Annotated in this window: 10 protein-coding genes; all 10 read left to right on the forward strand. The window is 58.1% G+C overall.

Going from position 1 to position 12,403, the window contains the following annotated elements:
- Positions 1 to 42 precede the first annotated feature (42 nt).
- Complete coding sequence (bamA, locus tag KGB23_RS27790) at positions 43 to 2,433, forward strand: outer membrane protein assembly factor BamA (protein ID WP_150654827.1); 2,391 nt, start codon at positions 43 to 45, stop codon at positions 2,431 to 2,433.
- A 45-nt stretch (positions 2,434 to 2,478) separates the two neighbouring features.
- Positions 2,479 to 2,982, forward strand: coding sequence for an OmpH family outer membrane protein (locus tag KGB23_RS27795; protein ID WP_008028980.1), 504 nt, complete (start codon positions 2,479 to 2,481; stop codon positions 2,980 to 2,982).
- 2 nt (positions 2,983 to 2,984) lie between these two features.
- Positions 2,985 to 4,040, forward strand: coding sequence for a UDP-3-O-(3-hydroxymyristoyl)glucosamine N-acyltransferase (lpxD, locus tag KGB23_RS27800; protein ID WP_223433361.1), 1,056 nt, complete (start codon positions 2,985 to 2,987; stop codon positions 4,038 to 4,040).
- A gap of 107 nt (positions 4,041 to 4,147) precedes the next feature.
- A complete protein-coding gene (gene fabZ / locus KGB23_RS27805; RefSeq protein WP_007907157.1) occupies positions 4,148 to 4,588 on the forward strand; it encodes a 3-hydroxyacyl-ACP dehydratase FabZ in 441 nt (146 codons plus the stop codon).
- On the forward strand, positions 4,585 to 5,361 hold the full coding sequence (gene lpxA, locus KGB23_RS27810; RefSeq protein WP_223433362.1) for an acyl-ACP--UDP-N-acetylglucosamine O-acyltransferase: 777 nt from the start codon (positions 4,585 to 4,587) through the stop codon (positions 5,359 to 5,361). Before fabZ ends, lpxA begins: the two co-directional genes overlap by 4 nt.
- Before the next feature lie 2 nt (positions 5,362 to 5,363).
- Positions 5,364 to 6,494, forward strand: a complete 1,131-nt coding sequence (gene lpxB, locus KGB23_RS27815; RefSeq protein ID WP_223433363.1) for a lipid-A-disaccharide synthase — start codon at positions 5,364 to 5,366, stop codon at positions 6,492 to 6,494.
- 11 nt (positions 6,495 to 6,505) lie between these two features.
- A complete protein-coding gene (gene rnhB, locus KGB23_RS27820) occupies positions 6,506 to 7,132 on the forward strand; it encodes a ribonuclease HII (RefSeq protein WP_046046295.1) in 627 nt (208 codons plus the stop codon).
- Positions 7,133 to 7,215: 83 nt separating this feature from the next.
- A complete protein-coding gene (gene dnaE, locus KGB23_RS27825; protein ID WP_123365860.1) occupies positions 7,216 to 10,737 on the forward strand; it encodes a DNA polymerase III subunit alpha in 3,522 nt (1,173 codons plus the stop codon).
- A gap of 152 nt (positions 10,738 to 10,889) precedes the next feature.
- On the forward strand, positions 10,890 to 11,837 hold the full coding sequence (locus KGB23_RS27830) for an acetyl-CoA carboxylase carboxyltransferase subunit alpha (RefSeq protein ID WP_008154040.1): 948 nt from the start codon (positions 10,890 to 10,892) through the stop codon (positions 11,835 to 11,837).
- Positions 11,838 to 11,968: 131 nt separating this feature from the next.
- A partial coding sequence (gene tilS, locus KGB23_RS27835) for a tRNA lysidine(34) synthetase TilS (RefSeq protein WP_223433364.1) occupies positions 11,969 to 12,403 on the forward strand: 435 nt, incomplete at its 3' end.

A 12,403-nucleotide genomic window follows, 5' to 3' on the forward strand; every position in this document is an offset into this window, starting at 1 on the left:
GCGGCAGTTTGTTTATTGCCAGTTGGAATAAGAAAGGACTTCATGAAACGTCTGCTGCTAACTGCGGTTCTCACCGTATTGATGATCGCCGAAGTTCACGCCGAGTCCTTCACTATCTCTGATATTCGCGTCAATGGCCTCCAGCGGGTCTCCGCGGGTAGCGTCTTTGGTGCTTTGCCGTTGAACGTCGGTGAACAGGCGGATGATCGTCGCCTGGTGGAATCCACTCGTGCGTTGTTCAAAACCGGTTTCTTTCAAGATATCCAGCTGGGCCGCGATGGCAACGTCCTGGTCATCACTGTAGTCGAGCGCCCGTCGGTCGCCAGTATCGAGATCGAGGGTAACAAGGCGATCTCCACTGAAGACCTGATGAAAGGCCTGAAACAATCCGGTCTGGCTGAAGGCGAGATCTTCCAGCGTGCCACCCTCGAAGGTGTGCGTAACGAGCTGCAGCGCCAATACGTCGCTCAGGGTCGCTACTCGGCTACCGTCGACACTGAAGTGGTGCCGCAGCCGCGTAACCGCGTTGCGTTGAAGGTCAATATCAACGAAGGCACCGTTGCTGCTATCCAGCACATCAACGTGGTGGGTAACACCGTCTTTCCTGAAGAAGACCTGATCGACCTGTTTGAACTCAAGACCACCAACTGGCTGTCGTTCTTCAAGAACGATGACAAGTACGCTCGTGAAAAACTGTCCGGTGACCTGGAGCGTCTGCGCTCTTACTACCTGGACCGTGGCTATATCAACATGGATATCGCTTCGACCCAGGTGTCCATCACCCCGGACAAGAAGCACGTCTATATCACCGTCAACGTCAATGAAGGCGAGAAGTACACCGTCCGTGACGTCAAGCTGAGCGGCGACCTGAAAGTCCCTGAAGACCAGGTCAAGTCCCTGCTGCTGGTCCAGAAAGGCCAGGTGTTCTCGCGCAAGCTGATGACCACCACGTCCGAACTGATCACCCGTCGTCTGGGTAACGAGGGTTACACCTTCGCCAACGTCAATGGCGTGCCTCAGCCTCATGATGAAGACCACACCGTCGACATCACGTTCGCCGTCGATCCGGGCAAGCGTGCTTACGTGAACCGCATCAACTTCCGTGGCAACACCAAGTCCGAAGATGAAGTGCTGCGCCGTGAAATGCGTCAAATGGAAGGCGGCTGGGCTTCGACTTACCTGATCGACCAATCCAAGACTCGTCTTGAGCGTCTGGGCTTCTTCAAGGAAGTCAACGTCGAAACGCCGGCCGTGCCGGGTGTCGACGACCAGGTGGACGTGAACTACAGCGTTGAAGAGCAGGCTTCCGGTTCGATTACCGCCAGCGTCGGTTTCGCCCAGAGCGCCGGTCTGATCCTCGGTGGTTCGATCACCCAGAACAACTTCCTGGGTACAGGTAACAAGGTCAGCATCGGCTTGACGCGCAGTGAATACCAGAGCCGCTATAACTTCGGTTACGTCGACCCGTACTGGACTGCTGATGGCGTTAGCCTGGGTTACAACGCGTTCTATCGCACCACTGACTACAAAGACCTCGACGTCGACGTAGCCAGCTATGCCGTAGACAGCCTGGGTGCAGGCGTGAGCGTCGGTTACCCGATCAGCGAGACTTCGCGTCTGACCTTCGGCTTGACTGCACAACAAGACAAGATCAAGACCGGTCAATACACCGTTGACGAGATCTTCGACTTCGTTAACAGGGAAGGCGACAGCTACCTGAACTTCAAGGCCTCGGCCGGCTGGTCCGAATCCACACTGAACAAAGGCGTATTGGCGACCCGTGGTCATTCCCAAAGCCTGACACTGGAAACCACCACGCCTGGCAGCGACCTGTCGTTCTTCAAACTTGATTACCGTGGTCAGTTGTTCCAGCCATTGTCTGAAAACTACACCATGCGCCTGCACACCGAACTGGGCTATGGCGATGGTTATGGTTCTACCGATGGCTTGCCGTTCTATGAAAACTACTATGCTGGTGGTTTCAACTCGGTTCGTGGCTTCAAGGACAGTACCCTCGGTCCTCGCAGTACCCCAAGTCGCGGTGCGGCTGTGACGGGTAACACCGGCACGCTGGCCGACCCGGACCAGGATCCGCTGCCGTTCGGTGGTAACGTTTTGATCCAGGGTGGTGTCGAGGTGCTGTTCCCACTGCCATTCGTCAAGGATCAGCGTTCCCTGCGCACTTCGGTATTCTGGGACGTAGGTAACGTATTCGACTCCACGTGCGATAAAACGACGAACGCAAATGTCGGTTCAACCGCTCAAACAGAATGTAACGACATCAGCCTGAGCAACTTGGCCAGCTCCGTCGGTGTAGGCGTGACCTGGGTTACCGCATTGGGTCCTCTGAGCTTCGCGTTGGCCATGCCGGTCAAGAAACCGAATGACGCTGAGACTCAAGTGTTCCAATTCTCCCTCGGCCAGACGTTCTAAGCGTCTGACCCAAGATAACGACAATGGATTTTGTAGGAGTGCATCGTGCGTAAGTTGACTCAATTGGTTCTCCTGGCGACCGTACTGGTAGCAGGCCCGGCTTTTGCCGACATGAAAATCGCCGTTCTGAACTATCAGATGGCGCTGCTGGAATCCGATGCGGCCAAGAAGTACGCCGTGGATGCCGAGAAGAAGTTCGGCCCACAGCTGACCAAGCTCAAGACTCTGGAAAGCAGTGCCAAAGGTATCCAGGACCGTCTGATGGCCGGCGGCGACAAGATGCAGCAAGGCGAGCGTGAACGTCTGGAACTCGAGTTCAAGCAGAAGGCCCGTGACTTCCAGTTCCAGTCCAAGGAATTGAACGAAGCCAAAGCCGTTGCCGACCGTGAAATGCTGAAGCAGCTCAAGCCGAAACTGGACAGCGCTGTGGAAGAAGTCATCAAGAAAGGTGCTTTTGACCTGGTCTTCGAGCGTGGCGCAGTGATTGATGTCAAACCTCAGTACGACATCACTCGCCAGGTTATCGAGCGCATGAATCAGCTGAAGTAACCATGACAGCGACTATAAAGCTCGGCCAATTGGCCGAGTTCCTCGGCGCCACACTGCGTGGCGACCCGGAGAAAGAAATTACTGGGCTAGCCACTTTGCAAGAGGCTGGCCCAGCTCAGTTGAGCTTTCTCGCAAACCCCCAATACCGTAAATACCTGGCGGACAGCCGGGCCGCAGCCCTGTTGCTGAAGGCCGCTGACGCTGAAGGTTTTGCAGGTAATGCGCTGGTGGTGCCTGATCCTTATCTGGCCTACGCGCGGATTTCCCATCTGTTCGATCCCAAGCCAAAGGCGGCTGCCGGTATTCATCCGACAGCGGTTGTGGCAGCGGATGCAGTGGTCGATCCGGCGGCGAGCATTGGCGCCTTTGCGGTGATCGAAAGCTGCGCGCGTATTGCTGCGGGTGTGACCGTTGGCGCGCACTGCTTCATCGGTGCCCGCTGCGAGATTGGCGAGGGCGGCTGGCTGGCTCCGCGAGTCACGCTGTACCACGATGTTCGCATCGGTAAACGGGTGGTGATTCAATCGGGTGCCGTGCTCGGTGGCGAAGGTTTCGGTTTTGCCAACGAGAAAGGTGTCTGGCAGAAGATCGCTCAGATCGGTGGTGTGCTGGTCGGTGACGACGTGGAGATTGGCGTGAATACCGCTATTGATCGCGGTGCACTGGCCGATACCGTTCTGGGTAACGGTGTGAAGCTCGACAACCAGATTCAGATCGCCCACAACGTCCAGGTCGGTGATCACACCGCCATGGCCGCGTGTGTGGGAATCTCCGGCAGCACCAAAATCGGCAAGCATTGCATGCTCGCCGGTGGCGTAGGGCTGGTGGGGCATATTGAAATTTGCGACAACGTTTTCATCACCGGGATGACCATGGTGACCCACTCGATTACCGAAAAGGGTTCCTATTCTTCCGGTACAGCCATGCAACCGGCAGCCGAATGGCGCAAAAGTGCGGCCCGCATCCGTCAGCTCGATGACATCGCGCGGCGTCTGCGACAGCTGGAAAAGCGTGTAGGGGAAGTGACCCCTGACGGTAATGCTTCATCAGATGGCTGATACCATTTCCATATCAAGTGTGCACAGCCGCTAGACTGCCTCCTTGATTTGCTAGAGGGGTGCGCGTCAGTCGCGCCTCCCAATCTTTACATAGGCTTCCCCCCGAAATGATGGACATCAACGAGATTCGCGAATACCTGCCTCACCGTTACCCGTTCCTGCTGGTGGACCGGGTCGTGGATCTGGATGTGGAAGGCAAGCGCATTCGCGCCTACAAGAATGTCAGCATCAACGAACCCTTCTTCAATGGTCACTTCCCTGCGCATCCAATCATGCCGGGCGTATTGATCATTGAAGCGATGGCTCAGGCTGCCGGGATCCTTGGTTTCAAAATGCTCGACGTGAAACCGGCCGACGGCACCCTTTATTACTTTGTTGGCTCCGACAAGCTGCGCTTCCGCCAGCCGGTGTTGCCAGGCGATCAACTGATCCTGGAAGCCAAGTTCCTGAGCTGCAAGCGTCAGATCTGGAAGTTCGAGTGCCAGGCTTCGGTCGATGGCAAGCCAGTCTGCTCTGCTGAAATCATCTGCGCGGAACGCAAACTATGAGTTTGATTGACCCTCGCGCAATCATCGATCCGACGGCTATCCTGGCCGACGGCGTCGAGGTCGGCCCTTGGTCGATCATCGGTGCAGGTGTGGAAATCGGCGAGGGGACAGTGATCGGGCCGCATGTGATTCTCAAAGGCCCGACCCGAATCGGAAAGCACAATCGCATCTACCAGTTTTCTTCGGTAGGCGAGGACACGCCCGATCTGAAATACAAGGGTGAAGAAACCCGGCTGGTCATCGGTGACCACAACGTCATCCGTGAAGGCGTGACGATTCACCGTGGGACTGTTCAGGACCGTTCTGAAACAACCCTGGGCGATCACAATCTGATCATGGCCTATGCCCACATCGGTCACGACAGCGTCATCGGCAACCACTGCATCCTGGTCAACAACACCGCGTTGGCGGGCCATGTGCACGTTGAAGACTGGGCGATCCTGTCCGGTTTTACCCTGGTTCACCAGTATTGCCACATTGGCGCCCACAGCTTTTCCGGTATGGGCACCGCCATCGGCAAGGACGTCCCGGCGTACGTTACGGTGTTCGGCAACCCGGCCGAAGCTCGCAGCATGAACTTCGAAGGCATGCGTCGTCGCGGTTTCAGCGAAGATGCGATCCACGCCCTGCGTCGTGCCTACAAGGTGGTTTACCGCCAGGGGCTGACGGTCGAGCAGGCACTCGCCGAACTGGCCGAGCCGTCGGATCATTTCCCGGAAGTCGCGGTGTTTCGTGATTCCATCCAGTCTTCGACCCGCGGCATCACTCGTTAATCATGGCTAATCTGCGTATTGCGCTGGTAGCGGGTGAGGCTTCCGGCGACATTCTTGGCGCGGGTCTCATGCGCGCACTCAAGGCTCAGCACCCGGCAGTCGAGTTCATCGGTGTCGGCGGTCCGCTGATGCAGGCCGAAGGCCTGACCTCGTATTTCCCGATGGAGCGTCTTTCGGTCATGGGCCTGGTGGAAGTGCTGGGCCGCTTGCGCGAGTTGCTGGCCCGCCGCAAGAAGCTGGTTGCCGACCTGATCGCCGAAAAACCGGACGTGTTCATCGGTATCGATGCTCCGGACTTCAACCTCAATATCGAGCTCAAGCTGCGTCAGGCCGGGATCAAGACCGTGCATTACGTTAGCCCGTCGGTTTGGGCGTGGCGGCAGAAACGGGTGCTGAAGATTCGCGAAGGCTGCGATCTGATGCTGACGCTGTTCCCGTTCGAAGCGAAATTCTATGAAGAGAAGGGCGTGCCGGTGCGGTTTGTCGGGCATTCCCTGGCTGACGCCATCCCGCTGGAGGCCGATCGTGCCGCCGCGCGGGCTGAACTCGGCTTGCCAGAAGGGCCATTGGTCGCACTGATGCCCGGCAGTCGCGGTGGCGAAGTTGGCCGTCTCGGCGCGTTGTTCCTTGATACGGCCCAGCGTCTGCGAGCCCTGCGCCCTGGTGTACGGTTCGTCATGCCTTGCGCCGGCCCCGAGCGCCGCAAGCAACTTGAAGAGCTGCTGGCGGGCCGAGATCTGCCGCTGACATTGCTCGATGGCAAATCCCATCTGGCCCTGGCGGCCTGCGACGCGGTACTGATCGCCTCCGGAACCGCGACGCTTGAAGCGTTGTTGTACAAACGGCCGATGGTGGTCGCGTACCGCTTGGCACCGCTGACGTTCTGGATTCTCAAGCGCATGGTGAAAAGTCCCTACATCTCCTTGCCGAACCTGCTGGCCCAGCGCCTGTTGGTGCCCGAGTTGCTGCAGGACGATGCGACGGTTGAAGCCTTGGCCCAGACGCTGTCGCCACTGATCGAAGGCGGTGAAGAACAGACCCGCGGCTTCGATGAAATTCACCGTACCTTACGTCTGGACGCCTCCAATCAGGCGGCGGACGCGGTACTGAACCTGATCGGCCAAGTACAATGAGTAAAACAAGCATGCAAATGGGGCTGGATTTCACCTTGGTCGCTGAAGTCGAAGAGTTGGTAGCCGGTGTTGACGAAGTCGGTCGCGGCCCGCTTTGTGGTGCAGTGGTAACGGCTGCCGTGATCCTTGATCCGAGCCGTCCGATCCTGGGCCTGAACGACTCGAAGAAGCTCACCGAAGCCCGCCGCGAAAAACTCTACGACGAGATCTGCGAAAAGGCCCTGAGCTGGTGCATCGCCCGGGCTGAAGTCGAAGAAATCGACGAGCTGAACATTCTCCACGCCACCATGTTGGCCATGCAGCGCGCCGTCGAAGGTCTGCACATCACGCCGAAACTGGCGATGATCGATGGCAATCGTTGCCCGAAGCTGTCGATGCGTGCCGAAGCGGTGGTGCAAGGCGACGGCAAGGTGCCAGCCATCGCCGCGGCATCGATTCTGGCCAAGGTCAGCCGCGACCGTGAAATGGCGGCATTCGAACTGATTTATCCGGGTTACGGCATCGGTGGCCACAAAGGCTACCCGACTCCCGTTCACCTGGAGGCGCTGGCCCGCTTGGGGCCAACGCCGATTCACCGTCGCTCGTTCGCCCCGGTACGCCTGGCTTACGAGGCGCGGGAAAACCTGATCGAGAACTAGTCGGCAGGCTGATGTTTTTGCCAAGGCCCGGTACAATCCGGGCCTTGTTGTCTTCACGTTTCTAGTTTCTAGACAGGATCACTATGCCGGCTTCATTCGTTCATCTACGCCTGCACACTGAGTATTCCCTGGTCGACGGTCTGGTGCGGATCAAACCGCTGGTCAAGACCCTGGTCGGCATGAACATGCCTGCCGTAGCGGTCACCGACCAGAACAACATGTGTTCCCTGGTCAAATTCTACAAAGCCGCCATGGGCGCCGGGATCAAGCCGATCTGTGGCGCCGACCTGTGGCTGTCGAACAAGGATCCGGATAACGCACTGAGCCGGATCAGCCTGTTGGCGATGAACGCCGTGGGTTATCGCAACCTCACCGAACTGATCTCCCGCGGCTTCATCGACGGCCAGCGCAATGGCTCGGTCATCATCGAGCGTGAGTGGGTGGCCGAAGCCAGCGAAGGCTTGATCATGCTGTCGGCGGCGAAAGAAGGCGAGATCGGTCTGGCGATGCTCAGTGGCAACCCGGCCGAAGCGGAAAACCTGGCGCGCGAATGGATGGCCGTGTTCCCGGATCGTTTCTATCTGGAGATCCAGCGCACCAACCGCCCCAACGACGAAGAACAGTTGCACGGCGCCGTGGCCCTGGCTGAAAAAATCGGAGCGCCGCTGGTCGCGACCAACGACGTGCGCTTCATCAAACAGGAAGACTTCGCCGCTCACGAAACCCGCGTTTGCATCGGTGAGGGCCGCGCCCTCGACGATCCGCGGCGTTCGAAGAATTACAGCGATCAGCAATACCTCAAAAGCGCCGAGGAAATGGCCGAGCTGTTCAGCGACATTCCCGAAGCGCTGGAAAACACCGTCGAGATTGCCAAGCGCTGCAACATCGAAGTGAAGCTGGGCACTCACTTTCTGCCCAACTTCCCGATCCCCGATGGCATGACCATCGACGAGTATTTTCGCAAGGTTTCCTTCGATGGTCTGGAAGATCGCCTCAGCGTTCTGCTGCCCAAGGACACCACCGAAGACTACGAAACCAAGCGTCAGGTCTACGTCGACCGGCTGAATTTCGAGCTGGATATCATCATCCAGATGGGCTTCCCCGGTTACTTCCTGATCGTTATGGACTTTATCCAGTGGGCCAAGAGCAACGGCGTGCCGGTAGGTCCAGGCCGTGGATCGGGTGCCGGATCGCTGGTGGCCTATGTGCAGAAAATCACCGACCTCGATCCGCTGGAATATGACCTGCTGTTCGAACGTTTCCTTAACCCGGAACGGGTATCCATGCCCGACTTCGACGTCGACTTCTGCATGGACGGTCGCGACCGCGTGATCGACTACGTGGCCGAGAAATACGGCCGCAACGCGGTAAGCCAGATCATCACTTTCGGTTCCATGGCGGCCAAGGCTGTGGTCCGCGACGTGGCGCGAGTGCAGGGCAAGTCCTACGGTTTGGCGGATCGTCTGTCGAAGATGATTCCGTTTGAAGTCGGCATGACCCTGGAAAAGGCCTACGAACAGGAAGAAATCCTCCGTGACTTCATCAAGGTCGATGAAGAAGCCGCTGAAATCTGGGAAATGGCCCGCAAGCTTGAAGGCGTTGTGCGTAACGTCGGCAAGCACGCCGGTGGTGTGGTTATTGCCCCGACCAAACTGACCGACTTCTCGCCGATTTATTGCGATGAGGCCGGTGATGGTCTGGTCACCCAGTTCGACAAGGATGACGTTGAAGCCGCTGGCCTGGTGAAGTTCGACTTCCTCGGTCTGCGGACCCTGACGGTCATCGACTGGGCGCTGAAAACCATCAACCGCGATCGCGCCAAGGTCGATGAGCCGCCGCTGGACATCGCGTTCATCCCGCTGGATGACAAGCCGACTTACCAGTTGCTGCAAAAAGCCGAAACCACCGCGGTGTTCCAGCTTGAGTCGCGCGGCATGAAAGAGCTGATCAAAAAGCTCAAGCCCGACTGCCTGGAAGATTTGATCGCACTGGTGGCCCTGTTCCGTCCGGGTCCATTGCAATCGGGCATGGTGGACGACTTTATCAACCGTAAGCACGGTCGCGCCGAACTCGCGTACCCGCACTCGGACTACCAGTACGAAGGCCTCAAGCCGGTTCTGGCACCGACTTACGGCATCATCCTGTATCAGGAACAGGTGATGCAGATTGCCCAGGTCATGGCCGGTTACACCCTCGGCGGCGCGGACATGCTGCGTCGAGCCATGGGTAAGAAAAAACCCGAAGAAATGGCCAAGCAGCGCGGCGGTTTCATTGACGGTTGCAAGACCAACAATATCGACGCCGACCTGGCCGGTAACATTTTCGACCTGGTAGAGAAATTTGCCGGTTACGGCTTCAACAAATCCCACTCCGCCGCTTATGGCCTGGTGTCTTACCAGACCGCCTGGCTGAAAACGCACTACCCGGCGCCGTTCATGGCCGCAGTACTGTCGGCGGATATGCACAACACCGACAAGGTCGTGACCTTGATCGAAGAAATTCGCACCATGAAGCTGCGTCTCGACGCGCCGGATGTGAATACTTCGGAGTTCAAGTTCACGGTGAATGACGAAGGCCGGATTATTTACGGCCTCGGCGCGATCAAAGGTGTGGGCGAAGGTCCGGTGGAAGCCATCACCGAGGCGCGTCAGGAAGGTCCGTTCAAGGATCTGTTCGATTTCTGCGCCCGTGTCGATCTCAAACGTATCAACAAGCGCACCCTGGATGGATTGATCCGCAGCGGTGCGCTGGATCGTCTGGGCCCTTACTTCCATGACGAGCAGAAAGCCTATCAGGCCAATATCGACCGCAACCGGGCGGTCCTGCTGAACGCCATGGAAGGTGCGATCAAGGCGGCCGAACAAACCGCGCGCACCCACGACAGCGGTCATGTCGACCTGTTTGGCGGTCTGTTCGTAGAAGAAGACGCCGATGTCTACGCCAATCACCGTAAAGCCAAGGAGCTGACCCTCAAGGAACGCCTGAAAGGGGAGAAAGACACCCTGGGCCTGTACCTGACCGGTCACCCGATCGACGAATACGAAGGCGAGATCCGCCGTTTTGCCCGTCAGCGCATCATCGACCTGAAACCGGCCCGCGATACCCAGACCGTCGCGGGCATGATCATCGCCCTGCGAGTCATGAAGAACAAAAAGGGCGACAAGATGGGTTTCATCACCCTCGACGACCGCTCTGGACGGATCGAGGCCTCGCTGTTCGCCGAAGCATTCCATTCGGCGCAGTCGCTGTTGCAGACTGACGCGATGGTGGTGGTTGAAGGCGAAGTCAGCAACGACGACTTCTCCGGTGGCCTGCGGCTGCGGGTCAAACGGGTGATGAGCATGGAAGATGCGCGCACCAATCTGGCCGAAAGCCTGCGTTTGAAGCTGCAGACCCAGGATTTGAAAGGCGATCAGCTACGCTGGCTCGGAGAGTTGTTCAAGCGTCACCGTGGCGCGTGCCCGATCACCATGGAATACACCAGTCCCGATGCGAAGGCCTTGCTGCAGTTTGGCGAGACCTGGCGGATCGACCCGGCGGATGCCTTGATTCAAGCCCTGCGTGACCAGTTCGGGCGAGACAACGTCTTCCTCCAATACCGTTGACGGTCAGGTGCCATTTCTCTCTATATAAATGCGTGCCTGACTCGACCTGAATTTTTAATCTCGACCTGAACGCGCCTCTCCCTTAAGGTAGGGCGCGAATAGACAACCGGCCGGCCCAAGCTCTCTTGGAGGTCGACCCAAGACGGACGCCTATGAACCCGAATTTTCTAGATTTCGAACAGCCGATCGCCGACCTGCAAGCCAAGATCGAAGAGTTGCGCTTGGTCGGTAATGACAATTCGCTGAATATCGGCGATGAGATCTCCCGCCTGCAGGACAAAAGCAGCACGCTGACCGAAGACATCTTCGGCAAGCTGACCAGCTGGCAGATCGCGCGTCTGGCGCGTCACCCGAAACGTCCATATACCCTGGACTACATCGAACACATCTTCACCGAGTTCGACGAACTGCACGGCGACCGTCACTTCTCCGACGACGCTGCGATCGTCGGCGGCATTGCCCGTCTGGACGACCAGCCGGTGATGATCATCGGTCACCAGAAAGGCCGTGAAGTGCGCGAGAAAGTTCGCCGCAACTTCGGCATGCCTCGTCCGGAAGGCTACCGCAAGGCGTGCCGCCTGATGGAAATGGCCGAACGTTTCAAAATGCCGATCCTGACCTTTATCGACACGCCGGGCGCTTACCCTGGCATCGACGCTGAAGAGCGCAACCAGAGCGAAGCGATTGCCTGGAACCTGCGCGTCATGGCTCGCCTGAAAACCCCAATCATCGCCACCGTGATCGGTGAAGGTGGTTCCGGTGGTGCGCTGGCGATCGGCGTTTGCGATCAACTGAACATGCTGCAGTACTCGACTTACGCGGTGATTTCGCCGGAAGGTTGCGCTTCGATTCTGTGGAAGACCGCCGAGAAAGCGCCGGACGCTGCCGAAGCCATGGGCATCACTGCCGAGCGCCTGAAAGGCCTGGGTATTGTGGATAAAGTGATCAGCGAACCTTTGGGCGGCGCGCACCGCAATCCGGCCGCTGCAGCTGCATCGATCCGTGCCGAGCTGAGCTCGCAGCTGGCGATGTTGAAGAAGTTCGATAACGAAGCGCTGTTGGCTCGCCGTTACGAGCGTCTGATGAGCTACGGTCTCTGATCTGACCTCGGCTTCAATGTGGGAGCGGGCTTGCTCGCGAAAGCGGTATAACAGTCAACTGATGTGTTGAATGTTGAGCCGCCTTCGCGAGCAAGCCCGCTCCCACATTTGTTTTGTGCGAAGTGATCGATATGAGTCAGACCATGATTGATCTACCTGTCAGGCTTCTACGCAACCTTGCTCCATGGCGCAACGCCGCAACCTGGCGCATCGCTTTCTCCGGTGGTCTCGACTCCACCGTTCTGCTGCACCTTCTCGTACACCTCGCAAAAACCGAATCCCTGCCGGCGCTAAGCGCCATCCATGTTCATCACGGCCTTCAGGCTGTGGCTGATGCGTGGCCGGATCATTGTCAGTCGGTCTGTGATGCGCTGGGTGTGCCGCTGCAGGTTGTTCGCGTGCAGGTTCAGCCCGGCGCCAGCCTTGAGCGTGCAGCCCGGGAGGCGCGATATGCCGCGTTCATCGAGGCGACTCAGGCCAATGAAGTGTTGATGACCGCCCAGCACCGTGACGATCAGGCGGAAACGTTGTTGTTTCGGCTGTTGCGTGGGGCAGGGGTGAGGGGG

This window comes from Pseudomonas sp. GL-B-26, assembly GCF_019947405.1.
Classification (GTDB): domain Bacteria; phylum Pseudomonadota; class Gammaproteobacteria; order Pseudomonadales; family Pseudomonadaceae; genus Aquipseudomonas.

What these genes read in the sequence shown, in the direction of transcription:
- lpxA (WP_223433362.1), top strand. Translation starts at nt 4,585, where the DNA reads ATGAGTTTGATTGACCCTCGCGCAATCATCGATCCGACGGCTATCCTG.
- rnhB (WP_046046295.1), top strand. Translation starts at nt 6,506, where the DNA reads ATGCAAATGGGGCTGGATTTCACCTTGGTCGCTGAAGTCGAAGAGTTG.
- dnaE (WP_123365860.1), top strand. Translation starts at nt 7,216, where the DNA reads ATGCCGGCTTCATTCGTTCATCTACGCCTGCACACTGAGTATTCCCTG.
- KGB23_RS27830 (WP_008154040.1), top strand. Translation starts at nt 10,890, where the DNA reads ATGAACCCGAATTTTCTAGATTTCGAACAGCCGATCGCCGACCTGCAA.
- lpxD (WP_223433361.1), top strand. Translation starts at nt 2,985, where the DNA reads ATGACAGCGACTATAAAGCTCGGCCAATTGGCCGAGTTCCTCGGCGCC.
- lpxB (WP_223433363.1), top strand. Translation starts at nt 5,364, where the DNA reads ATGGCTAATCTGCGTATTGCGCTGGTAGCGGGTGAGGCTTCCGGCGAC.
- fabZ (WP_007907157.1), top strand. Translation starts at nt 4,148, where the DNA reads ATGATGGACATCAACGAGATTCGCGAATACCTGCCTCACCGTTACCCG.
- bamA (WP_150654827.1), top strand. Translation starts at nt 43, where the DNA reads ATGAAACGTCTGCTGCTAACTGCGGTTCTCACCGTATTGATGATCGCC.